Here is a 24169-nt window from a genome sequence, read left to right as displayed (position 1 = left end):
AAACAAAAGTTATCATTCAAACGTTATTTAAGTAGTGGAACTGGATAGAAACGACCGGAATTTGGTTTCAGCGGCAAAAGCGCTCCGTCGCAGGAGCGCTTTTTACTGCCATGAAGGAGGATGAAATGAAGATCTGGACAAGAGAAGAGCAGGAGGATCATCGCAAACGCAGAAGTTTCAGTGTGCGAATGAGCCTGTTCTTCTTCAGTGTTTTTGTTATATTTGCCGTTATTATCGTGCGCACCGCTTCGCTGCAGTTTGTGGAAGCTCCGAAGCTTCAGGAGGAAGCCAAGGAACGCGCTACTCAAGATATTCCAATGAAGCCGGTGCGCGGAACAATCTACTCGGCGGACAAAGCCAAGCTCGCTTATTCGGAGCCGACCCATTCCCTGTACATTACGTTCGAACAGGATTTCAGCAAAGGCGAAGGTCTTAAGAATCGGCCAAAGCTGGATGCTGCGCTGCAGGAGACTCTTAATGTTTTCAAGGAAAAAGGGGATGCAAACGTCACAAATCCTACTATGGAAGAATGGGTTGACACCAAGCAGCTTGACGTCAACAACAAGAAGAACTTCGGGTATTCCCAGCGTCTTGCAAAAACAGATCTTAGCGACGACGAGATCGCGTACTTTAAGGAAAACAAGAATAAATACAAAGGACTTTTGACTTTCGACGTGGCAGAAGAAACTTCGCGGCGTTACGATGCAGACACGGTTGCCGTGCAGACGGTTGGTTATGTGAAAAGATTCGGTTCCGTCCTAGATCCCGACTACGGTATTGATTTCTATCGCGATATTGCAGCCAATCTCAGCAAGCAGGAGGATCAGGGACTTAAGTACACCGAGCATGAAAATGTCGGTTATTACGGCCTTGAACAGCAGTACCAGGAAGAACTGCGAGGCAAGAACGGCTACCGAAAAATTGGGGTAAACATGCAAAATACGGCTCAAGGTGTAGAAGAAATCGTCCCTCCATTAAAAGGTTACGATGTTTGGAGCACCATCAATAAAAGCATTCAGCTTAAGACGGAGGAAGCGATGGCTCGCCAGCTGGCGAAGCTGCCGAAAGCGATCTCCGCATCCGCTGTAGCCATGGAAATCGATACTGGTAATGTGGTCGCAATGGCGAATCTGCCTGACTTTGATCCTAACGTGTATCGTACAGGATCAATCAGCACAGCCAATGCTGAGGCTACGGAATACTATTATCTTAACGGGGCAATACGCTCTAAACCGACGAACGACACCGGAAAAAAAGCGGAATCGGTCGTATACCTTGGTTCGACAATCAAACCGCTCAGTGTACTGATTGGGCTGCAGGAGGGTCTCTTTTCGACGACAACAACCTATAATGATACAGGTATCGTTAAGTACGGTCGGAACGACTCTGACTCCATTCGGAACTCAGGCAGTCATGCTTACGGGCTGCTGACACCGAGCCGCGCAATTGAGAAATCATCCAATACATTTATTATCGAGATGATCGGCAAGAGACTTTTCGATCGTGACGGTGCCGAGTCTCTTAATGTCTGGGACAAGCACATGAAGGAATTCGGATTGGGTGTTGAGACTGGCATCGACCTGCCCGATGAATGGCCAGGCAAAGCGGATTACTTGAAGGATGCCAACAGCAGTGCATTGTCCCGGATGGTCTTTGCGTCTTTTGGTCAAAAGGGCAAATATACGACTATGCAGTTGGCCCAGTACACGGCGATGCTGGCAAATCGCGGCGAGCGCATCGAGCCTCATCTCGTCAGCAAAATTACGGACTCCGAAGGTGAAGTGGTTTGTGAATTCAAACGCACCGTACTGAACAAAGTGGATTTCGCCGATGCTTATTGGGATGTTGTTCAAAAAGGTATGGCGACCGATGTAAGTTCGTCTTTCGGTGATTTTGCTTATAAAGACAACTTTGCCCGCAAAACCGGTACGTCTACTCAGGGAACCAAGCCGAACCTTTTTGATAACGGCGTATTCATCGCTTATGCACCGCGTGACAATCCGAAGCTGGCCGTTGCCGTTATGGTCCCGGAAGGCGGCTTTGGTTCCGAGAGTGCCGCACCGATTGCGCGTGCGATCTTCGATGCTTACGATTACGAATACGGTCTGGACGGAGTACCGAAGAAATCGCTGGAGCAGGAAGGTGAAAATGCCGATTCCGAAGGGGAGACGCAGGCTTCCGCTAATGGCGAATAATTCCGGCTTTTCGTTAGTTCGGGTATAAAGATCCAAACGTTATGCCCGCTTTCTTCGGAAAGCGGGTTTTTTCTTATGTGCATCTTGCGAAGACTTGCGTTTTGCCTTTTTTTATTCTAATATTTGCCCTAGGGAAACAATTTTAGTGTTGAGAAATAAAGAGTCACCAAGAAAACAATTTAACCTATAGAAAATTTGTGAAAAAATAGAAAACGGCGTCGGGTCGAGGAGGAGGACGGGATGAAGACGGAGAGCAAGATGAGGTCGGACAAACAAAAGATTCGCGGCTGGTATATGCTGATTCCGTTGTTCGTGACTTTGATGCTGGCAGGCTGCTCGGGCAGCACCGGTGCACAGGGGATGAGTGAAGACGGGCGGCTGCTCGTTACGGCGACGACCGGAATGATTGCCGATGCGGCAAAAGAAATCGGCGGCGAATATGTTGAAGTGACAACACTGATGGGCCCTGGCGTAGATCCACATTTATTCAAAGCTTCGCAGGGAGATATCCGCAAGCTGGACCGAGCGGCAGTCGTCTTTTATGGAGGACTGCATCTTGAAGGCAATATGGAGCGCGTTCTGGAGAAAATGGCGGCGCAGAAGACTGTGGTTGCGGTCACGGACAATATGCCAAGGGAAAGACTGCTCAGCGCAGAATCGGAAAGCGACGAGTTCGATCCGCATGTCTGGTTCGACGTGAATCTCTGGATGAGTGCGGCGGAAACGGTTCGGAATACCTTGATTGCAAAAGATCCCGCCAACGCCGACGCTTATCGTGAGCAGGGAGCTCGCTATTTGCAGGAACTGCAAGAACTGGACGAATACGTACGCGGCCGTATGCTGGAGATTCCGGCGGAAGGTCGGGTACTCGTTACGGCACACGACGCGTTCGGTTACTTCGGCCGGGCTTACGATGTCGAAGTGGTTGGCCTGCAGGGAATCAGTACTGCAGCTGAATTCGGCGCCCGGGATGTCAGCAGACTGCGGGATTACCTGGTCGAACGAAATATTAAAGCGGTATTCGTCGAGTCTAGTATGCCGGCCCGCTCGATGGAAGCGATCGTCGCGGGAGCGGCGCAGCGCGGACATGAAGTCCGGATCGGCGGAGAGCTATTCTCCGACGCAATGGGAGAGTCGGGGACACCGGAAGGAACTTACAGCGGGATGATCCGGCATAATGTGGATACGATTGCGGAAGCCTTGAAATAGCATGAACCATCATGAAACAGCATAATCGGTTACGTAAAAAGTCTGTTAGGAACGAATTCGAAACGGGGAATACACGATAGAAGAACAGAGAGAACGAGGAGGCAAGAAGATGAACAGGGAATCGAAGCAGTCGATGTCTGTCGCGCCGCTTACCGTATCCGGCATGACGGTCGCTTATCAAAAAAAGCCAGTGGTCGAAGATGTAAGCTTTACACTGCCGGAAGGCAAGCTCGTCGCATTGATCGGCCCGAACGGAGCCGGCAAGTCAACGCTGCTCAAAGCGACGCTGGGGCTGGTGCCTGCGATTGCGGGCGAAGTATCGATCTACGGTGATACGTACAAAAAAATGCGCAGCCGAGTCGGTTATGTCCCTCAACGGGAGTCGGTTGATTGGGATTTTCCGACGGATGCGCTGGACGTTGTCATGATGGGCCGTTATGGTCATCTGGGCTGGATCAAGCGGCCGGGCCGCAAAGAGAAGGAACTGGCAATGGATACGCTTGAAAAGGTTGGTATGGCCGATTATGCACGGCGTCAGATCAGCCAATTGTCCGGCGGACAGCAGCAGCGTGTGTTCCTCGCCAGGGCGTTGGCACAGGAAGCGGATCTCTATTTCATGGATGAACCGTTTGCGGGCGTGGATGCTGCGACAGAGAAAGCGATCATTGCCCTGCTTGTCGAGCTGAAAAAAGCAGGCAAGACGGTGCTGGTCGTGCACCACGATCTGTCGACGGTCGAAGAATATTTCGATCACGTGCTGCTGCTGAATAAAAAACTGATTGCCGCAGGGCCGGTCGAGACGACATTTACGCCGGAACTGCTGCACGAAACATACGGAGGCAAACTGGCAATCGTCAGCGCCAGCGGACGGCAAACTCTGGTAGGCGAGCAATGAGGCGGAACATGAAGCGGAACAACGATCCATATGAAAAAGATATACGGGATAAATATCGGATGAGAAGGAGGGAAAATAGATGCTCGACTGGCTGATTTCGCTCTGGAGCGATCCGAATACGCGCTGGATTTTGATGGGCTGTACGCTGCTTGGATTGGGCAGCGGAGTCATCGGAAGCTTCACGTTTCTGCGCCGGGAGAGTCTGCTCGGCGATACGTTGGCGCATGCGGCTCTGCCGGGCGTATGTATCGCATTCATGCTGCACGAAGTAAAATCCGCTTCATTGTTTTTGATCGGCGCACTGGCAGCGGGCATAGCCGCCGTGCTGTGTGTGAGTGCGATCTCACGTTTGACACGGATCAAGTCGGATGCGGCAATGGGTATCGTATTGACGTTCTTCTTCGGAATCGGCACCGTCATGCTGACGCATATTCAGCACAGCGGCAGCGGCAGCCAAAGCGGTCTCGACAAGTATCTGTTTGGTCAGGCTGCAGCGATGGTCACCAGTGACGTTTATACCCTGATGGGCGTATCCGTACTGCTGGTCGCAGCAGCGATTCTGCTGTTCAAAGAATTTAAGCTCGTCAGCTTCGACCCGGGCTTTGCCAGAGGGATTGGTCTTCCGGTAAGTCTGTTGGAGCATGCCATGCTGATTCTGACGACAGTCGCCGTTGCCGCCGGTATTCAGGCAGTAGGCGTCGTGCTCGTTGCCGCACTGCTCATTACGCCGGCTGCAGCGGCCCGCTATTGGACGCACCGACTGCCGGTTATGCTGGCTTTCGCCGGATTGTTCGGCGCATTAAGCGGAGCTTCGGGAGCGGCGATCAGCACGCTTGGCGGCAGCATTCCGACTGGTCCGGTTACGGTACTGGCAGCAACTCTGCTGTTTGTCATCTCCATGCTGTTGGCCCCGGAACGGGGTCTGGTGGCCAAAACGCTGCGGCATCGCAGCATGAAGGCCAATTACGCCCGTTCGGCTGCCGAACGAAGCGCGCTTAATCCCGCTGAAGGAGGGAATTCCAAATGATGGACTTCTGGATTATTCTGACGGCCGTATTGGTCGCCAGCGCCTGCTCGATTCTCGGCTGTTTCCTGATCCTGCGACGGATGGCGCTGGTTGGCGACGCAATCAGCCATGCGGTTCTGCCGGGCATCGCAATCGCCTTCTTGATGAGCGGTACGCGTGACTCCATGTGGATGCTGCTTGGAGCGACCGCATTCGGTCTGCTGACGGTCTTCCTGATTCAGACGCTGCAGACGTCGGGACTTCAGTCTGACGCCTCAATCGGTATCGTATTTACTGCGCTGTTTGCAGTCGGCGTACTGCTGATCAGTCTTAATGCGCAGCATATCGATCTTGATCTGGATTGCGTGCTGTTCGGCGAAATTGCTTATGTACCGTGGGATACTTGGACCTTCGGAAGTACCGATATGGGACCGAGAGCAGTCTGGATGTTGGGCATCACGCTGACGGTCATTCTGCTGCTGCTCGGACTGTTCTACAAGCAGTTTAAGATCTGTGCATTTGATCCGGCAATGGCTGCGGCCTGCGGCATTCCGGTTCTGCTGTTCCATTATCTGCTAATGGGCATGGTCTCAATGACGGCGGTCTCCTCGTTCGAGAGCGTCGGCGCAATCCTTGTTGTCGGTATGCTGATCATTCCGGCTGCGACAGCCTACCTGCTGACGAATCGTCTGGGCGTTATGATCGGCCTGAGCGTGGCGGTCGGTATCATCTCGGCCGTCTCGGGTTACTTGGTTTCGTATCTGCTCGACGCTTCGATTGCGGGATGCATCGTATCGGCTGCGGGCATTCTGTTCATCTTGACGCTGCTGTTTGCTCCTCAGCACGGAGTCATCGCGAAATTCGCACGCAGGCGTTCTTCCGCGCAGACGGTGTCTTAAAAACAAGAGTGCCTTCTCAATAGGGAAGGCACTCGACGTGTCGAGAAGGTCTTTTTTTAGAAATCAAATGAGCGGAAGAGGGAATTCAGTGAAGGAGCGCCAGCGTTCGCCTTTGAAATTGAGAAAATTCCACTAAAATTTAATCTTTTTTCTCAATTTCAACACGCGACCGGAACGAATTTCCTCTGCAGCCTCGAAGGATTCTCTATGTATTGGATTTTCTCGTCAACTTGAGCGCTTTCCCACTAGGGATAGGGAAGGCGCTCTTTATTTATAAGAGATTGAGAAGCTGCAGAAGCGCCTTCCGGCCCGGTGGATTTTTGTGGAAAAGTCATGGTACTCTAGGAATACGAAGCGCCTAGGCGGACAGAAAAGGGGATGAGGCACGTGACGCTGAAGATCGGGATCGTGGGAACAGGATGGTTTGCGGGCAAACATGCGGATATTTTGGCGAAGACGGATGGAGTAGAAATCGCAGGGGTCGTCGGCAGCAGCAAAAACAAGGGAGAAGTTTTTGGAATCCGTTACGATGCGCCAGGTTATGAAAGCGTATTCCAAATGGCGGATTCTCAGAAGCTCGATGGAGTGTATATTTGTGTACCACCGATGGCGCACGGCGAAATCGAACGAGAGCTGATCGAGCGCGGCATTCCTTTTCTCGTCGAAAAACCGCTTGGTACGGATGCCGAACTGCCGCAGGATATCCTAGGGTTTATCCGGCTGAAATCACCTGAACTGATTACGTCCGTCGGTTATCATTTTCGTTATCAGGATAATGTGGCAAGACTTCAGGAAGTGCTGCAGCCGGGGCGGATCGGCATGGCGACAGGGCAGTGGATGGGCGATATGCCGCAGGCGAAATGGTGGCGCAGACAGGAACAATCCGGCGGCCAGTTCATCGAACAGACCACGCATATCGTGGATCTGCTCCGATATTGTGCAGGCGAGGTAGAAGAAGTACATGCGGTATACGCCAGCCGTTTTCCGGAAGAGGAATGGGAACGGACGAATGTGCATGATATCGGAACAGTTACACTGAAAATGAAATCCGGCGCGGTTGCGAATATTTCGAATACCTGTGTGCTGCCTCCAGGTGTTGGCAAAGCGGGACTCTCTTTCTATACGCGGGAAGGACTATGGGAATGGACGCCATCGGAGCTGAAAGAGGTTGGTGTGGATGGGGAACGCGTTCTTGCAGAGAAGAGCGATCCGTATGTGCGGCAGACCGAAGCCTTTCTGCATGCGCTGCGCACCGGAGACGTTTCGGGAATTCGGTCGGATTATGAGGACGCCTGCAAAACGCAGGAAGTAACGTTTACTGCCCTGCAGTCAGCTTTGTCGGGACGAAGTATCAAACTGTAAGGCATAGGGCGAAATTGGAAAAGTCTTCTTCCGGTATCTGCCGGATAGAAGGCTTTTTTATAAGAAAGCGGATGCAAAATGAAGCTTACATAGAAACGTACGTTGTTGTTCGAGAGGGTCTCTTTTGGCTTTTGTCATGACTCTGTTATCGCTTTGGAGCCGGGGAAGGAATATGATAGAATGGCGAGAGCAAACACGTAGGGAAAGGGGTAACTTAATGACTCGTTATGATTACAAGCTGCTTGCCCTCGATATGGACGGGACGCTGCTGAATGATGACCACCAAGTATCGGAAGAAACGGCCAACTGGATTCGCCGAGCGATAAAGGAAGGATTCCATGTCTGCCTGTCGACCGGACGTGCCGCAGTGGATGCCCTGCCGTATGCGGTAGAGCTTGGATTGGAAACTCCGATGATTACAGTCAATGGAAGCGAAGTGTGGAAAGCGCCGCATGAGCTGCATTACCGTGCACTGATGGATGTGGATTCGGTCCGGAAGATGCATGCGCTGGCGGAAGAATACGGAGTCTGGTTCTGGGCTTATACGACAGAACGAATGTACAATCGGGATCGCTGGGCCGAGACGCTGGATGACAAAGAGTGGCTCAAATTCGGGTATAATACGAAGGATCACGATGTGCTGCATGAAATTCTGATGCGGCTGCAGAATATGGGCGGTCTGCAGATCACGAATTCTTCACCGGACAATCTGGAGATCAACCCGGAAGGCATCTCCAAAGCAAGCGGTATTGCCCAGGTGTGCGAGCTGCTCGATATTACGATGGAGCAGGTGATCGCAGTCGGCGACAGTCTGAACGATATTGCCGCGATCCAAGCTGTCGGACTTGGCGTTGCGATGGGCAATGCGCAGGAGCCGGTGAAAGAAGTAGCGGATCTGGTCGTCGCAAGCAACAACGAAGACGGCATCGTACAGGTTATTCGCGAATACATGCTGAACGGAATGGAGTATGAAGAAGCCGAAGTCGGTACGACGGCATCCACATTCAAAGCACCCGCGTCCAAGACACGCCCTGAAGACAACCCATCGGCATAAAAGTATACATCCTAAAAGAAAAGCATAGGAGGACCTAACATGGTCGCATTAGACATACTGGGTTGGGTGCTGGTGATCGCGCTGTTTATTGTCGGCATGGCGGGACTGATTTTCCCGATTTTGCCGGGAGCGGTCGCAATTTATTTCGCGTTTTTCGTATACGGTTGGTTTTTCTCGTTTAACGAGCTGACAGTCTGGTTCTGGATCATTCAGACCGTGATCTTGGTCGCACTGATTGTGGCCGATTATGTAGTGAGCGCCTGGGGCACCAAAAAGTTCGGCGGTTCCAAGCTGTCGATTCAGCTGAGTACGGTAGGCTTGATTCTCGGTCCTTTTATCATTCCGGCATTCGGTCTGATTATCGGTCCGTTTATCGGCGCCGTGATTGGTGAGATGATTCACGGTTCCAACTTTAAGCAGGCGCTTCGCGCCGGTTGGGGAGCGCTGCTCGGTCTGCTCAGCAGTACGCTCGTCAAAGGCATTTTGCAGGTTGTCATGATTGTTGTCTTCATCATTTGGATCGTATAAGAAAGCTGCTATCAGCTTTTTACGGGGGAAAGAAGGGAAAAGGTTTTGTCCAAGAAAGAATCTTTTGTCAAAGGTACGCTTATTCTGGCTGCGGCTGCGCTCGTTGCCCGGGTGCTGGGTCTCGTTCAGCGGGTCCCGCTGGAGCATATGCTGGGAAGCGTCGGGAATGCATCGTTTACGGTAGCCAACACGCTGTATCTGATGCTGTTGACTGTAGCGACAGCCGGCATTCCAAGTACGCTCAGCAAGATGATCTCGGAGCGCTATGCACTGGATCGTCCGGAAGAAGCGGGGCGTATTTATTATGCGGCGCTGCTGTTCTCGGGTATGATGGGCGTTGTCATTACAGTGCTGCTGTATGTCTTTGCGCCCTGGTATGCGAATCTTGTTAAGCAGCCGGAAGCCGTTCTGGCGATCCGGGCTCTGGCACCGGCACTGATTCTGTTCCCAACCATTGCTATGATGCGGGGCTATTTCCAAGGCCGCAACATGATGGCAGTTGGCGGCGTATCGCAGGTTATCGAACAGATCGCACGCGTATTCACGGCTCTTCTGCTTGCTTACATCCTGCTGCAGTTAGGTCAGCCTGGCGAAATAATCGCGGCAGGCGCTACCTTTGGCGGCGTGTTAGGGAGTATCGGCGCGTTCGCGATCATGATGTTCGCTTCGATCAAGCTGTCGAAAAAAGAACGCAAACTGGGCCGTACGCTGATCAATCGCCATGATCAAACCATTCCGCTGAGCCGCATTTATGGAGACATTTTCAAGCTGTCGATTCCGATTGTGCTGACGGCGATGGCAGTTCCAGCGATCTACTTTATTGATACCACCATCCTCAAGCCGCTGCTAGTAGGGAAGGTAAGCGATGCATTGGCGACGATGCAGCTCGGTATTTTGGGCAGCCGGGCGCAGAGTATCGCCGGTATTCCGCCAATTCTCGCGATTGCGCTGAGCACGTCGCTGATTCCGGTTATCTCGGCTGCTTTTGCCCGCAAAGATACGCAGCATTTGCAGCAGCAGGTCACGCTGGCGATGAGGGTCGCAACGCTAACCGGTATGCCGCTTGTATTGGCACTCGGCTGTGCCGCCTATGCGGTCAATGGCATGATCTTCAGTACGCAGGACGGTGCAGGCATCATCGCCGTGCTGACGCTCGGAACCATTTTCCAGATTACGATGATGGTCAGCAACTCCATGCTGCTGGGCATGAACCTGGCCCGCCGCTCAATGGTGCATGTTGGCATCGGATTGGTCGTGAAGCTGGTCGGCAGTATAATACTGGCGTCGCTGCTTGGCGTCTATGGCATTATCGCGATGACGGGCGTCTGCTTCCTCGTCATTACGATGCTTAACCTGCGCACGCTGCGAAGTATCGTCACATTCTCGGTGCTCGGCAAACGCTGGCCAGCATTTATTGTGACCTGCCTGGTCATTGCTGCAGCCAGCTTCGGCCTCAGTGAAGTCGGCATTTGGATGAGTCAGTATATGCATCCGCGCTTGGCGTTCTTCCTTGCATGCTGTGCAGTCGGAGTAATTGTACCGTCGATCTATCTGCTGCTGCTGGTTATCCTGCGGGTTATCCGCCGCGACGAACTGGGATCTTATCCTCGTCCGCTGCAGAAAGTGCTGCGTCCGCTGATGCGGCTGCAGCGCGGCTGATCGTCGTTCATTGTTCGCGGAAACGGCGGTTAAAGCTGCATGATTATCGGTCCGAATTGATGTAAAATAAAGAAAGCGGCATTAACGCCTAAATAAAGATCCGAAGGAGAATGCGACTATGGAACAAATTCGTACAAAAGCCGATTTCGATCACCAGATCGCAAGTCCGGGACTGACCGTAGCGGTATTTCGTGCCGATTGGTGCGGAGACTGCCATTTTATCGATCCATTTATGCCTGAGGTCGAAGAGCAGCGTAAGGATCAGCTGAAGCTGATCCAGATCGACGTCGAGGAAGTCGAGGAAGTCAGCAGTGAGCTGAACATTCTCGGTATTCCAAGCTTCGTCGCTTTTTCGAACGGCAAGGAACTGGTGCGTTTCGTCAACAAAGCACGCAAGTCGCGTGCGGAAATCGAAACTTTCCTGGATCGTGCGGCAGCGGTTCACAGCCAACTGGCCAAACAAAATTAATTTAGGAAAAGTCCGCTGCGGCAAACTGCCGGAGTGGATTTTTTTGTTTACAACACCTGCAAATGGACGGATCAATCGTTAAATCAGTGAAGTAAGTCATAAGAAACGAACAAAGAACAGGTGGATTCACGGCCGATTTGAACATTTTTTGTCACAAAGAAGATCCTTAACGCCGATACATTTCCGGTATAATAAAAATAAAAGGCATTTCCCACGCCGTGGAACGGATGCGGAGAGGATGCCCTCCACTACTTTTTTGAATTGGCGGTGAGATTTTTGCAATATAAAGTGTTGAAATGGCTCAGTTACGCTTCGTGCATCATCATGCTGCTCGTTTCGTTCAACGGCGTAGTCGTCACAAGAACGGGCTCCGGCTTGGAGTGCGGACGAGAATTTCCACTCTGCCACGGCAAATTCGTACCGGGGACCACAATTGGATCGCTGATCGAGTATACGCACCGATTGACAGCCGGCATAGCAGGGATTCTGGCATTGATTACGCTGATCGCTTTTCTGGTCTGGGCACGTAAACGCCGCGATTTCCAAATCTATGCAATCGTAATGGCCTTCTTCGTTATTGTACAGGCGATCATGGGCGCGCTGGCTGTCGTATTCTCGCAGTCTCCTCCAATCATGGCGCTGCATTTCGGATTCGCGCTGATTGCATTTGCCAGCGCTTTGGTATTGGCATTGTCCGTCCGAAGGGCCGGCAATCTGGAGCGTCGTCCGGAGCCTCCGGCCGAACACCGAATGAGCAAGCGTACGCGCAATCTAACGATTTTCTCGGCTTTCTTCACGTATGTGGTCGTTTATACCGGTGCGTTGGTCAGTCATACCCAGATCGCCAAGATGTCGCTGGTACTGCATATCGCTTCGGCGCTGCTGCTCGTTCTTATCCTGCTGGTCGGTCATATGGCCATCCGGGATTATGGACATATTTCCGATATTCGCAAGCTTGGGATCATCGTCATCGTGCTGATTATGGCGCTTCCGCTTAGCGGAATGCTCAATCTGGTTGTACTCGGCAGCGAGTATTACATGTTCGCCCCAATGCTGCATACGCTGATTACGGATTTCTTGTTCGCTTTCCTCTGCTTTATGAGCATTCGTACTTGGGAACTGAGCCGTATTCCGGCAGGGCAGCCGACATCCGTCGGAGTCCAAGAAACAGCACAGGCTTGAACCGGGTTTCTCGCAAGGATGGACCTTTTTCAAAGCATCAACAATCGATTGAGAGGGTCCCGCAAGGGGCTCTTTTTCGTATGGAAAAGGTATGTGTAATTAAGCTGCATTTATGCAGGGTTCTGTCATGATGTCCTCCTCAAACAGTCACAGAAGCAAAAATTCAACAAGCAGCAGGAATTCTTATTTGATTGTTCAAACATGAAAATTTTCATTCAATTGGCCTTCCAAGCCAAATTTGCAGCGTTCGATAGGTCTGTGCAGACAATCGTGATTCATTGATTTTTTCTTTATTTAAAAGGGCTGTGACTCAGTGGAGGTATTTTTTGGAAGTCAGTTGCTCCATTAAAAAAGCTGCTGAAAATTTTCAGGAGGACCTTTACAAACGATGTTAAACTGAATATACTGAGTTAAGGATTTAGCTGGGCAGTCCACAGACGGCGGAATTTGGCAACACTAATTATATATCCTTGATTTTTTCTTATCGAGAGAGGCGGAGGGACAGGCCCGATGAAGCCCGGCAACCGATCCTGCATGCGAACGTCAATTAGACGAACGCGCAGGGTGTCATGGTGCTAATTCCTACAGAACCGATATAGGGTTCTGGCAGATGAGAAGGTGACTTTACGCATACGATGCGAGCCCTTTTTGTCTATCAAAAAGGGCTCTTTGATTTATTACGGACCGTTTGTCAGAGACGGAGCAACCGTAAAGTGGGACCGCTGTACGGGCGTGAGCTTTAAAGCGTCAGCGCGGAGCACAAGCAAGGCAGCAAGAACAAGGAAAGCAGCGGCATCAGCCGAGTAGGAGGAACGAACCGAGTGATCACCATCAAAAATCTGGTCAAGACTTATACAACAAGGTCTAAGACCACGACCGCGCTAAACGGAATTAACCTGGAGATCGGAAAAGGCGAGATCTTCGGCATTATCGGTCATTCCGGCGCTGGTAAGAGCACTTTAATCCGATGCATTAACATGCTGGAGCAGCCGACAAGCGGTTCGGTCTGGATCGGAGATACCGATATGACGCGGCTCGGAAAGCGTCAGCTTCAGCGTCAGCGTCGCCGCATCGGTATGATTTTTCAACATTTTAATCTGCTGTCGTCAGCGACCATATACGACAATATCGCTTTCCCGCTTAGACTGGAACGTATGTCGCGGAGTGAGATCGACCGCAAGGTCAAAGCGATGCTCGAGCTGGTCGGCTTGACCGAACATGCGACCAAATACCCGGCCCAGCTGTCCGGTGGACAGAAGCAGCGAGTCGGCATCGCCCGGGCGCTGGCAACCGATCCGAATGTGCTGCTGTGCGACGAAGCGACATCTGCGCTCGATCCGCAGACGACAGACTCCATTCTGCGGCTGCTGCTCGATATCAACCGCAAGCTTGGGCTGACTATCGTACTGATCACGCATGAAATGCATGTGATCCAGAGTATCTGCGATAAAGTGGCCGTTATCAATGACGGTATTATTGCAGAGCAGGGTCCGGTCATCGAAGTATTCTTGAAACCGAGAGAAGCGATCACGCGCGATTTCATTAACCGTGAATCCGACAGCGGAGAGGTTCTGCAGGAAGCGATTCACGCTCTGAATCCAGAATCGTCGCGTACGGTCAAAGTAACGTTTATCGGCGAATTGACCTATCAGTCGATTTTGTCGCAAACGGTCAAAGAAACAAATGTCGACTTCGCCATTTTGCAAGGAACGATTTCCCGGATCAAAGATGTGCCTTATGGACAGCTGATTGTGCGATTCGAAGGGAATAAGGAAGCGATCGAACAGACCTTAAGAAGGCTTATTGAACAGAGGCTTGAAGTGGAGGAGCTGCAATGAACAACGATCTCGATTTTTCACAAGTCAACTGGGAGGAATTCGGGAAGGCAACCGTCGAGACGCTTCAGATGCTTGCGTACTCCAGTCTCTTTACCTTAATCCTCGGTCTTCCGATAGGAATTATCCTGTTTCTATGGGCACGATCCTCTTCGATGGTCCTGCGCACGCTTTACAGCTTCCTGTCGGTGATCGTCAATATTTTGCGCTCTGTGCCATTTATTATCTTGATCATCGCACTGATCCCGATTACCAAAGAAATCGTCAATACCTCGATCGGTGTGCGAGGCATGATTCCGCCGCTTGTAATCGGTGCTGCACCGTTCTTTGCCCGTCTCGTTGAGACTTCGCTGCGTGAAGTGGACCGTGGGGTGATCGAAGCGGCACAGGCAATGGGAGCATCGACTTGGCAGATTGTCTATAAGGTCATTCTGCGGGAATCGCTGCCAGGACTGATCGCCGGATTTACGGTGACGATTATTGCACTGATCTCCTATACGGCGATGTCCGGTCTGGTTGGAGGAGGAGGCTTGGGTACTCTGGCCGTCAACTACGGTTATTACCGCTACGAAACAGCCGTCATGCTCGTATCACTCGTTCTAATTATACTGATGGTGCAGGTTATTCAGATGGTCGGCGATCGTCTGGTCATTCATTTTACCCGGAAATAAAACATACACAAAACTACCAAACCAAAGGGGAGAAACACAATGAAAAAATGGATTCTTGCGGTACTCACACTTTCGCTCGTCGCTCTGCTGGCGGCATGCGGCAGCAGCAATGGCGGTACAAACGCTTCGACAGATAACGCTTCTACCGAGAATGCCAATTCAGGCGAAGCCGTTACGCTTAAAGTCGGCGCTTCTCCGGTTCCTCATGCTGAAATTCTTGAACACATTAAGCCGGAACTTGCCAAAGAAGGCGTAAACCTTGAAATTGTTCAATTCTCGGATTATATCCTGCCAAACACACAGCTCGCGGAAAAGTCGCTGGATGCCAACTTCTTCCAAACGCAATCTTACCTGGACGTACAGAATGAGAAAAACGGTACGGATCTGGTCAGCATAGGTGCTGTTCATATCGAACCGTTCGCTGGCTACTCCAAAAAGATCACGTCGATCGACGAACTGGCTGATGGTGCAACCGTAGCTATCCCGAACGACCCAACCAATACCGCTCGTGCACTGCTGCTGCTTGAGAAAGCAGGTCTGATCAAGCTGAAAGAAGGCGCAGACATCACGTCGACTGAGCGTGACGTTACAGAAAATTCGAAAAACCTGAAGTTCCTGCCGTTGGAAGCCGCTGCTATCCCACGTCAGTTGGACGAAGTTGATCTGGCTATGATCAACGCCAACTATGCGCTGGAAGCCAATCTGTCGCCGGGTAAAGACGCTCTGTTCGTTGAAGACAGAGACGTACCTTATGCAAACCTGATCGTAACTCGTCAAGATAACAAAGATTCTGACGCAGTTAAAAAGTTGATGGCTGCTCTGAACTCCGATGATACGAAAGCCTTCATCGAAGAGAAGTACCAAGGCGAGATCATCCCGGCTTTCTAAGCAGATCATAGGATGAGATCCTCGGCACTGCCGTTATTGAAGTGAAACAGAAATCAAAAGCCCCGGACTCCTGATGGAGGACCGGGGCTTTTGTCTATTTGAAATATAGAATAGTGAAGTAGTAAAGTGAAGTAGTGAAGTGAAGTGAAGTGAAGTGAAGTGAAGTGAAGTGAAGTGAAGTGAAGTGAAGTGAAGTGAAGTGAAGTGAAGTAGGGTAGTAAAGTAATGGAGCTAAAGAGAATGTAATTCGAACACAAAAAAGCGCCGAATCCGAAGATTCAGCGCTTCGTCATATGAAATCCCTAAGAGGGACATTCTGTACAGATCGGAGTCTGTCTTAGAATACTTGGATAACTTCGTTCACGCCTTCGACTTCTTCGAATAGGGCGCGTTCGATACCGGCTTTGAGCGTGATTGTGGAACTTGGGCAGCTGCCGCAAGCGCCAACCAGCTTCAGCTTCACGATGCCGTCTTCAACGTCAACCAGCTCAACGTCTCCGCCGTCACGCTGCAGGAACGGACGCAGTTTGTCCAGAACGTCCAATACCTCATCATACATCTCAAGTTGTGCATTTTCACTCATTATAGTCAGCTCCTCTCAAATGTTTGAAGCGTACAGTCAAAACAGTGTAGTCACTTCGGAGAATCATTTTGCAAAAAGCTGAAAGACTAAATCAAACTTTGCAAAAGTCTCTCTTGTATTATAATATAAATGGATCGAAATTTAAAGAAGCATTACATGTTTGCCGGCATACGGCTGAGAATAAATAAGAATAGGTGAGAAAATCATGATTAGACCGATTATCGAGTTCTGTGCCAGCAACATGCATCATGGCACGCAGGAACTGTTCGACAAGCTCGATGCCAATCCGGAATATGATGTGATCGAGTACGGTTGTCTCGGCAACTGCGGTCAATGTGACTTCGGACCGTATGCAATGGTAAACAGCGATATCGTCGAAGCGGATACGCCGGAAGCGTTGGAAAAGGCAATCGACGTCAAAATGAATGAGGAAGATCCTTGGGCTTCATTGGATCTGGATTAAAATCAAAAATCAAGCGGCCGGATGGCTGCAAATTCATCATGAACCTGCAAGCTTTATCGGCGAAATTTTTCGCTCCGATAAAGCTTTTTTACTTGAATTTGGGGCGTATAAATTTGAAAAAACGAACGAAAACGAGCAAAACTGCCAATACATAGAGAAAGAGAGAAAGGAGAGATCGAATGGAGCGAAAAGAAGAGCAGCAGGATTTGATCGAGCGCACCCTTGCCGGCAGTTCTGCCGCTTACGCCGAATTGTACAACCAAACGGCCGGAGAGCTTTACAAGATCATTCGTCTGCTAGTCGGAAATGCCGAAGATGCCCAAGACGTGATGCAGGAAACCTATTTGCAGGTCCATCGGAATTTGCATCAATTTGATCGAAATCGCGCTTTTCGGCCGTGGCTTACAGGAATTGCGCTGCGCCAAGTCAAAGCATGTCGAAGAAAACGCTGGATGCAGGTACGCAAAGTCGGGCGGGCAGCGCAATACGGCCGGGAAACGCAAGAAGCGGATTTCTCCGGTCAGTCGGCGGAACGTCTTGATCGCGGTGAGTGGATCGAACGTATCGGGCGGCTTCCTTACAAACTTCGTCAGATTGTCGTACTGAGGTATCTGAATGACTACGCGCAAGAAGAGATCGCGGAGATGCTGGGCATTCCGACGGGTACGGTCAAATCGCGTATTCATGCCGCGCTCGAACGTTTACGCAAGAACGAGCCTATGCGGCTTCAGCAGTCCAAATCGGAACCTGCGAAGGAACGCAGCCTGAAAACAGGAGGATGATATTCATGGGTTTGGAACAAGAACTTCAGTCCGCATTGCAGAAGAAGACACGCGATTGGAAAGCACCCGAAGAAGTTCTGCGTAAAATTTCGGCGCAAATCGAAGCGAATGAAACGACGAGCGGATCGGCATACGCGGACCGCCATCGGTCGAAGGTTCGCAAACGGATACTGGTAGCTGTGCTTTCCGCAGTACTGATTCTGCCGGCGGGAGCCTATGCCGGGTATCATTACTTGGCCGATGCCATTTACGGTTCTAAAGGAAACTTTGGGGGAGATCTAAACGCCTACGAGCAGTTGGAAGCCAAGCTGCAGACGGTGAAGTCGCAAATGTCGGATTCGGAATACGCACAATTGACGCGACTGCTCCGAGAAGCGGCAAGTTTAATCAACCCACATGTAGGAGAAGACGGACAAGTGAAAACAAGCGAAATGAGCGTCGAAGAATTAGAGCGTTTGGAGGCATTGGAGCAAGAAATCGTCAAGCAAACCGCAGGTCTGGATACAAGCGAAGAGGCCAGAGCCCAGGCCGATGAAAACTTTACAGAGGAGGACTTCTGGGCGGAAATGATTGTGAAGGCGGAGCAAAAATTCGACTCGACGGAGTATGCGGAATTCCGAGCGTTGATCGAAAAAGCGAAGGGTTACGGCAGAGAATGGGATGAACCCACTATGGAGCGGCTCAATTCGTATCTCTCGCGACTAGGTGCTAGGGTGGAAAAAACGAAATAAAAAATAAATCCATCCTCAATGATGAAGCTTTCAAAATTATGAGCTACAATGGCACCAATCTAATAAAACCGTTAGGCATGTGACTGGTAAAGCAGGCAGGACCTAAAATGACGAATCTTGCGGTTTGTCGTTTTAGATCCTTTTTTATTCGAAAAATTGCTGAAACCTTTCATAAGACCTAAAAAAGGAGCATAGATATGGACTACAAACGCACCGCTTCCGAAGTCCTCAAAAACGTCGACGGTAAAGAAAACGTCGCGCATTTCGAACACTGCTCGACCCGACTCCGCTTCTCGCTCAAAGACGACAGCAAGGCGGACGTGGCGAAGCTGGAAAGCACCGAGGGCGTCATGGCGGTCAAGATGGGCGCCAGTGCCAGGTCGTGATCGGCAACGAAGTCATCAAGGTCTACGACGAAGTCGTCGATCTGCTGGGCCCTCGCTTCGCCGGCGACGAGGACGGCGCGTGGGAAACGGTCGCAGTACCGCTTATCCGTATCAAGTGTTTCCAGCAATTCTGACCGTCTTGCTCTTTTTGAAGGAGTAGTTTTTGCCTTTCTGCAAGTGTGAAAAGTTTGTTATCTTAGAAGCAAAAAAGAAGCCGTACTCTAACCGAGTACGGCTTCTTGGGTTGGGAAAATCATTTGGCGTTGGACAGGCATGCCTGGGCGTAGGAGAACTTGAATGGAGAAATGGAATGGAGAAATGGAATGTTCGCCTTTGCATTCGGGAAATCTCCTCATGATAACCCAGTCCAATTTCCCGAATGCAACACGCGATCGGAATCAAGTTCTCCGGAGCCTCCCGGCCCGGACAAACGCATCGGATTTTACCGGCTGAACGAAGCCGGACACCACCTAACCCAAGTTATGCTTCGACATCCACAGCACGCCGCTCTTAAGCAGACGCGGAACACGGCCCGTAATCGACGTATCGCCAATGACATTCAAGCCGAATCCGGCTTTCTGGCCGAGAGAGCCGAGCATGCCTTTGAGCTTGATCGGTTTGAGTCTTGGCGTTTCATCTTTCCAAAATGCCAACAGGATGTTCGCAATCTGCTCGCCTTGGGCTTCGGCTGCTTGGGCACTTGGAGCAAATTTCAGGCTGGCGCAGTCGCCGCAGACGAACACTTCCGGATATTCCGGAATTTGCGAATATTCATTGATCGTCACACGACCGGAGCGGTCCTTGGTCACGTTCAATTTCTGCACAACTTCGACAGGTTGGATTCCGGCAGTCCAAACGACAGCGTCAGTGTCCATCAGTTCGTCGCCGTTGTAGAGCGCCCCCTGTTCCACGCGGCTGATCGAAACTTTATGACACACTTCGACGTCGTGTTTCTTGAACCACTCCTGCACATAGCGCGAGATGCGCGGCTGGTAGGAAGACAGCAGCCGCTCGCCGCGATCCAGCAGAGTGATCTGCAGATCGTGACGGCTCTCACGCAGCTCCGCCGCCAGTTCGATGCCGCTGAGTCCTCCACCGACGATATGCACATGTGCGGACGGCTTGAGGCTGCCCAGCTTGTCGTTCGTACGGCGCGAGCCGTGCAGCGACTGGATGCTGTAAGTGAACTCATCCGCGCCGGGCACGCCGTGATAATTGTCGGTGCAGCCGAGTGCAATAACAAGCTGATCGTAAGAGACCGGCTCATCATTTTGCAGCAGCACTTTTTTGCCCTCGAGATCAATGCTTTCTACCGTACCGAAATGCGTTTTGAATTGAGGGTGATTTGGGAAAGAGATACGCAGCTTATGGTCGGAAACCGTTCCAGCCGCAAGCGCGTAATATTCCGTTTTGAGTCCCATAAAAGGAACACGATCGATCAAGGTTACGTTCACATCGGAAGGAATATGCTTCAAAAGTTCGTCCAGAATGGTCAGGCCGCCGTAGCCCCCGCCGAGAATAACGAGATTTTTCATATGCAGATCTCCTTGTGAATGGAATAATGGAGCGGCCGGCGAGAAGTTACTCGTAGACTTCGATCTCGTTATAGAACGTGTCGCGTTCCACGGGAATGCGGCCTGCTCCCTTGATCAGCCAGATCAGTTCTTTGCGTGTCAGTCCTTCCGGAGTGACAGCTCCCGCCGCATGGCTGATTCGTTCTTTTACAATTGTACCATGCGCATCGGAAGCACCGAACGTCAGGGCCATCTGGGTCAGCTGCGTACCGATATTGATGAAATAAGCTTTGATGTGATCGATGTTGTCCAGCATCAAACGGCTAATGGCAATCGTCTTGAGATCTTCGAAAGCCGAGTTGCGCCGCATAATGCTGGCATTGCGACTTTTCGGCTGCATGGAGAGCGGAATAAATACCATGAATCCGTTCGTCTCATCCTGAAGTTCACGAATCTGAATCATATGGTTGACCCGGTCTTCATGGCTTTCGATCGAACCATACAGCATGGTCGTGTGCGTACGCATTCCAAGTTTATGGGCAGTGCGGTGCACTTCCAGATAACGATCGACGTTAGCCTTGTCTACGCGCATTTTTTTGCGGTACTCATCGGACAAAATTTCGGCTCCGCCGCCAGTCAAGGATTTAAGGCCTGCTTCCTGCAGCGTTTTGAGTACCTCTTCAATCGACAGTCCGCTGATTCGGGTAAAGAAGTCGATTTCCGCCGCCGTATAAGCTTTGATCGTAATGTCAGGGAAGTGCTTGTTCAACGCGATCAGCGAATCAACGTAGTATTGGAAAGGCACATGGTTATTATGGCCGCCTACAATATGAAACTCACGTACGCCCGGCGTGATGTTCTGCTCGACGTAGCGGACCATCTCTTCGCCGCTCAGCGTATATGAACCTTCTTCGCCCTGGTCTTTGCGGAAGTTGCAAAATGCGCAGTGTGCTTCGCAGACGTTGGTGAAGTACAGGCTCATATTTTCGATAAAGTAGACTTTCTTGCCATTTTTGCGCAGGTTAACTTCATTGGCAAGCTGACCGATCGTCAAAATATCGTCGCTCTGATATAAATAAACGCCGTCTTCCAAGCTCAAACGCTGCCCGTTATGGACCTTTTCTGCAATTTCCGCCATGCGTGTATCCATTGTCGGATTGATGATTGTAGACATTTAGTGAGAACCTCCTTGTTGATCCCGAAGCGGCGCGAATAACACCGGAACGGGCGGGCCCGGGTCGGACCGGAAAAGTGGACAACCGACAAAAACAAAGCCGCTAAAAGCGGCAGCTATCTGACTGAAACGAAGTTTTCGTTTCTGAAAATGTGAAAAAAGTTACATCAACCGGCCGAGCCGATTCCTTTACGTTTTTTTGTCGAATTTCTGAAAATTCAAAACGTTATACCTTTCCCATTATAAACCTACTCGTCTAACGGGGCAATACGAAGTCTTTATGTAAAAAATTCCACATAAAAAGCAGTGTGACTTATATGCGCAATCGGAAGCGAGCCCGCCGAAATGCTTGAGTCCTCAGGCAGTGAAGCGTATAATGTAGAGAGAAAGCGTAAAGGAGGAAAAACCATGATCGAAATCACAGATACGGCCGCTTCGCGCATTAGAGAGATGTTGGAGCAGCAGGAGACGCCGGGTATGTTTCTTAGACTAGGCGTAGCCAGCGGCGGCTGCAGCGGTTTTTCATACGCAATGGGCTTTGATAACGAGGAGTCCGACGCGGACGACGTATATATGGAAATACAAGGCTTGAAAGTCGTTGTATCGAAAGATGACTTGAAATATTTGAACGGCCTGCAGGTGGATTTTGAAGAATCCGGTATGAGTGGAGGTTTCACGATCTTCAATCCGAACGCTGTAGCGACCTGCGGATGCGGATCTTCGTTCCGTACACGCGAAGAAGACGAAGTACTGGCGCAGCCTTGCGACTGATTCGTCGTTTTGGTATCGATGGTTGAAGTCAGCAGGAAAGTTAGGAAATCAGCACGAAGCTTTCGGCTTGGATGCCATGTCCGGGTTGAAAGCTTTTTTTGGGTATGGCGATAAGCCGGCCTTTTGTTTCGCTGCGAATTATGTTGTGAATTTGGGCGCAAACATCATTAAGCTTCAGACAAGGAGGAATACCGAATGAAGACCGTTTCCGTAGAAGACATTGTCAAAACGTTCAAGCTGGAGGTGCTGGCAGGCGCCGATCAGCTGGATCGTGAGATCAATCGTCATAAGGCACATCGCCCCGGATTGGAGTTTGTCGGCTATTTCGATTATTTTCCGATGCACCGGGTGCAGGTTTTGGGTCGCAAAGAGATTACTTACCTGCTGCAGCTTACCGTTGAAGAGCGCAAGCTGCATATCGGCAATATCGTCAAGTACCACCCGCCCTGCTTTGTCGTAACGACCAATATGCAGGAAATTCCCTTTCTCGAAATGTACTGCGATCAGGAAAGTATCCCGCTGCTGCGAACCGGCGATACGACGACCGAGTTTATCACGAAGCTCGACGGTTACCTGTTGAAGGCGCTGGCACCCGAAATGTCCATTCACGGCGTTTGCGTCAATGTATCAGGGATTGGCGTACTGCTGCGCGGGCGTTCGGGTATCGGCAAGAGCGAGACGGCGCATACGTTGATCGGCCGGGGACACCGTTTTGTAGCCGACGATATCGTGGTGTTGAAAAAGCTCGGGCCGGCGACGCTGCTGGGCACGCATAATACGATTACGCGTGAGTTTCTGGCCCTGCGCAGCATTGGACTTATCAACGTTGTTCGTCAGTACGGACGTACGGCGTTCCAGGACGAGACCCGTATTGTACTCGACATCGAGCTTACTCCCTGGGAAGACAAAGCGCTGAACAATGACCTAGAGGTTGCGGATCAGTTCACGGAATATTTGGGTGTCAAAATTCCGCATATCGAAATTCAACTGCAGCCGGGACGAGATACAGCAGGACTGATTGAAGCGGCAGCTAATAATTGGTACTTGAAACAGCTTGGATACAGCGCGGCAGAGGAGTTTATAGGACGGCTGGAAGACGAGGCCACCTGATCCTTTTAACATTTCGCTTGAGATGACTGTTCGCTTTTCTGCAGAGAGGGTATATAGGCATCAAAGCTTTGAAAGTTCGGTAAAGGCTGTTTGCCGGACGACCACTTTTCGGAAAAGGACGGAGCTGCCTATGCTGTTTCTTACTCTTATGCTTAAGCTCGTATTCGGACTGATTGCCCTACTCGTCACAGTCAGGCTGCTCGGCAAAAAAACGCTGTCGCAAGCCACGTCTTTCGACTTGGTATATATGCTTGTTCTTGGCGGCATATTGGCCCAGTCGATCTATGATACCCGGGTTACGCTGTTCCATCTGATTTCGGCAATTGCCGTTTGGGGACTGATGGTATACGGCATCCAGGTCGTCGTCCGGCAGAAAGAGCATGCGCGTACTACGATCAAAGGCAGTCCGGCTATGCTGTTTGTCGACGGGAAGATGCAGGTGCAGAGCTTTATCGATACCAATATGGAAGTGGAACAGTTCCGTTCTCTTCTGAGGGAGCAAAATATCTTCTGTCTGGAAAACGTAGAGCTTGCGATTCTTGAAACGAGCGGCAGACTAAGTGTGATTACGAAGGGTGAACCCATTCAGAAACTCTCTTATCTGTTAGTCAATACCGGAGAATATGTAGAGAAGGACCTAGGGCAGCTCCAGGATAAGGAAGAGACTCGCAAGGTTTTGCAGGAAGCCGGCTACGACAATGTGCGGGACATTTTTTGTGCATTATGGTCTTCGGAGTACGGACTGTATCTTGTGCCTTACCCGGAAAGTGAACATAAAAAGAACCCGGCTGAATGAGCCGGGT

25 protein-coding genes and 1 riboswitch are annotated in these 24169 nt (G+C 50.8%); of the genes, 22 read left to right on the top strand and 3 right to left on the bottom strand.

Translation table 11 applies throughout. The features are described 5' to 3' along the window. The first annotated feature begins 125 nt into the window (after nucleotides 1–125). From F456_RS0118980 to F456_RS0118915, 14 genes are all read left to right on the top strand, one after another. Nucleotides 126–2195 carry a peptidoglycan D,D-transpeptidase FtsI family protein gene (locus F456_RS0118980; RefSeq protein ID WP_018978637.1) on the top strand — a complete coding sequence of 690 codons (2070 nt, stop codon included), beginning with the start codon at nucleotides 126–128 and terminating at the stop codon, nucleotides 2193–2195. Between the two features lie 240 nt (nucleotides 2196–2435). Then, a complete protein-coding gene (locus F456_RS0118975) occupies nucleotides 2436–3404 on the top strand; it encodes a metal ABC transporter solute-binding protein, Zn/Mn family (protein WP_018978636.1) in 969 nt (322 codons plus the stop codon). Between the two features lie 109 nt (nucleotides 3405–3513). Further along, a complete protein-coding gene (locus tag F456_RS0118970) occupies nucleotides 3514–4299 on the top strand; it encodes a metal ABC transporter ATP-binding protein (RefSeq protein WP_018978635.1) in 786 nt (261 codons plus the stop codon). Nucleotides 4300–4378: 79 nt separating this feature from the next. Next, on the top strand, nucleotides 4379–5326 hold the full coding sequence (locus tag F456_RS0118965; RefSeq protein ID WP_018978634.1) for a metal ABC transporter permease: 948 nt from the start codon (nucleotides 4379–4381) through the stop codon (nucleotides 5324–5326). Next, entirely contained in the window at nucleotides 5323–6204 is an 882-nt protein-coding gene (locus F456_RS0118960; protein ID WP_018978633.1) for a metal ABC transporter permease, read from the top strand. The genes F456_RS0118965 and F456_RS0118960 overlap by 4 nt, the downstream gene beginning before the upstream one ends. Before the next feature lie 387 nt (nucleotides 6205–6591). Beyond that, nucleotides 6592–7566 carry a Gfo/Idh/MocA family protein gene (locus F456_RS0118955; RefSeq protein WP_018978632.1) on the top strand — a complete coding sequence of 325 codons (975 nt, stop codon included), beginning with the start codon at nucleotides 6592–6594 and terminating at the stop codon, nucleotides 7564–7566. Nucleotides 7567–7783: 217 nt separating this feature from the next. After that, a complete protein-coding gene (locus F456_RS0118950) occupies nucleotides 7784–8620 on the top strand; it encodes a Cof-type HAD-IIB family hydrolase (RefSeq protein WP_018978631.1) in 837 nt (278 codons plus the stop codon). A gap of 39 nt (nucleotides 8621–8659) precedes the next feature. Next, the gene (locus F456_RS0118945) at nucleotides 8660–9148 is read left to right on the top strand and encodes a DUF456 domain-containing protein (RefSeq protein ID WP_018978630.1); all 489 of its coding nucleotides are present in this window, start codon (nucleotides 8660–8662) and stop codon (nucleotides 9146–9148) included. A 45-nt stretch (nucleotides 9149–9193) separates the two neighbouring features. Further along, the gene (locus F456_RS0118940; RefSeq protein ID WP_018978629.1) at nucleotides 9194–10807 is read left to right on the top strand and encodes a putative polysaccharide biosynthesis protein; all 1614 of its coding nucleotides are present in this window, start codon (nucleotides 9194–9196) and stop codon (nucleotides 10805–10807) included. Nucleotides 10808–10925: 118 nt separating this feature from the next. Beyond that, nucleotides 10926–11276 (top strand): thioredoxin family protein, encoded by a 351-nt coding sequence (locus F456_RS0118935; protein ID WP_018978628.1) that lies wholly within the window; start codon nucleotides 10926–10928, stop codon nucleotides 11274–11276. A 276-nt stretch (nucleotides 11277–11552) separates the two neighbouring features. Next, nucleotides 11553–12458, top strand: coding sequence for a COX15/CtaA family protein (locus F456_RS0118930; RefSeq protein ID WP_018978627.1), 906 nt, complete (start codon nucleotides 11553–11555; stop codon nucleotides 12456–12458). A 478-nt stretch (nucleotides 12459–12936) separates the two neighbouring features. Continuing rightward, nucleotides 12937–13075, top strand: a riboswitch (SAM riboswitch). Between the two features lie 204 nt (nucleotides 13076–13279). Continuing rightward, a complete protein-coding gene (locus tag F456_RS0118925) occupies nucleotides 13280–14296 on the top strand; it encodes a methionine ABC transporter ATP-binding protein (RefSeq protein ID WP_018978626.1) in 1017 nt (338 codons plus the stop codon). Further along, a complete protein-coding gene (locus F456_RS0118920) occupies nucleotides 14293–14964 on the top strand; it encodes a methionine ABC transporter permease (RefSeq protein WP_018978625.1) in 672 nt (223 codons plus the stop codon). The genes F456_RS0118925 and F456_RS0118920 overlap by 4 nt, the downstream gene beginning before the upstream one ends. Nucleotides 14965–15003: 39 nt before the next feature. Beyond that, nucleotides 15004–15852: a MetQ/NlpA family ABC transporter substrate-binding protein gene (locus F456_RS0118915; protein WP_018978624.1), complete on the top strand. Its 849-nt coding sequence runs from the start codon at nucleotides 15004–15006 to the stop codon at nucleotides 15850–15852. A gap of 337 nt (nucleotides 15853–16189) precedes the next feature. Here the strand turns inward: F456_RS0118915 and F456_RS0118910 are convergent, their stop codons facing one another. Next, nucleotides 16190–16435, bottom strand: coding sequence for a NifU family protein (locus F456_RS0118910; protein ID WP_018978623.1), 246 nt, complete (start codon nucleotides 16433–16435; stop codon nucleotides 16190–16192). Between the two features lie 205 nt (nucleotides 16436–16640). Between F456_RS0118910 and F456_RS0118905 the strand changes: the two genes are divergently transcribed. The 5 genes from F456_RS0118905 to F456_RS25145 all read left to right on the top strand — a co-directional run bounded on the left by F456_RS0118905 (nucleotide 16641) and on the right by F456_RS25145 (nucleotide 18931). Then, entirely contained in the window at nucleotides 16641–16898 is a 258-nt protein-coding gene (locus tag F456_RS0118905) for a YuzB family protein (RefSeq protein WP_018978622.1), read from the top strand. Between the two features lie 179 nt (nucleotides 16899–17077). Next, complete coding sequence (locus tag F456_RS0118900) at nucleotides 17078–17680, top strand: sigma-70 family RNA polymerase sigma factor (protein WP_018978621.1); 603 nt, start codon at nucleotides 17078–17080, stop codon at nucleotides 17678–17680. A 5-nt stretch (nucleotides 17681–17685) separates the two neighbouring features. Continuing rightward, on the top strand, nucleotides 17686–18411 hold the full coding sequence (locus tag F456_RS0118895; protein WP_018978620.1) for a hypothetical protein: 726 nt from the start codon (nucleotides 17686–17688) through the stop codon (nucleotides 18409–18411). 197 nt (nucleotides 18412–18608) lie between these two features. Next, nucleotides 18609–18797: a PTS sugar transporter subunit IIB gene (locus F456_RS24940; RefSeq protein ID WP_026293984.1), complete on the top strand. Its 189-nt coding sequence runs from the start codon at nucleotides 18609–18611 to the stop codon at nucleotides 18795–18797. Then, nucleotides 18794–18931, top strand: coding sequence for a hypothetical protein (locus F456_RS25145; protein ID WP_018978619.1), 138 nt, complete (start codon nucleotides 18794–18796; stop codon nucleotides 18929–18931). Before F456_RS24940 ends, F456_RS25145 begins: the two co-directional genes overlap by 4 nt. A 336-nt stretch (nucleotides 18932–19267) precedes the next feature. Here the strand turns inward: F456_RS25145 and F456_RS0118875 are convergent, their stop codons facing one another. Together F456_RS0118875 and mqnE are read right to left on the bottom strand one after the other, a co-directional pair. Beyond that, nucleotides 19268–20332, bottom strand: coding sequence for an NAD(P)/FAD-dependent oxidoreductase (locus F456_RS0118875; protein WP_018978617.1), 1065 nt, complete (start codon nucleotides 20330–20332; stop codon nucleotides 19268–19270). Between the two features lie 46 nt (nucleotides 20333–20378). Continuing rightward, a complete protein-coding gene (mqnE, locus tag F456_RS0118870; RefSeq protein WP_018978616.1) occupies nucleotides 20379–21485 on the bottom strand; it encodes an aminofutalosine synthase MqnE in 1107 nt (368 codons plus the stop codon). 408 nt (nucleotides 21486–21893) lie between these two features. Between mqnE and F456_RS0118865 the strand changes: the two genes are divergently transcribed. The 3 genes from F456_RS0118865 to F456_RS0118855 all read left to right on the top strand — a co-directional run bounded on the left by F456_RS0118865 (nucleotide 21894) and on the right by F456_RS0118855 (nucleotide 24162). Then, complete coding sequence (locus tag F456_RS0118865; RefSeq protein WP_018978615.1) at nucleotides 21894–22256, top strand: HesB/IscA family protein; 363 nt, start codon at nucleotides 21894–21896, stop codon at nucleotides 22254–22256. A gap of 195 nt (nucleotides 22257–22451) precedes the next feature. Further along, entirely contained in the window at nucleotides 22452–23366 is a 915-nt protein-coding gene (gene hprK, locus F456_RS0118860; protein WP_018978614.1) for an HPr(Ser) kinase/phosphatase, read from the top strand. Nucleotides 23367–23496: 130 nt separating this feature from the next. Further along, complete coding sequence (locus F456_RS0118855) at nucleotides 23497–24162, top strand: DUF421 domain-containing protein (RefSeq protein ID WP_018978613.1); 666 nt, start codon at nucleotides 23497–23499, stop codon at nucleotides 24160–24162. The last annotated feature ends 7 nt before the right edge of the window (nucleotides 24163–24169 follow it).

The organism is Saccharibacillus kuerlensis DSM 22868 (genome assembly GCF_000378145.1).
In the GTDB taxonomy this organism is placed as follows: Bacteria; Bacillota; Bacilli; order Paenibacillales; family Paenibacillaceae; genus Saccharibacillus; species Saccharibacillus kuerlensis.
The sequence above is the reverse complement of the archived record's forward strand: the minus strand, read 5'-3'. Positions and strand labels throughout refer to the sequence as shown.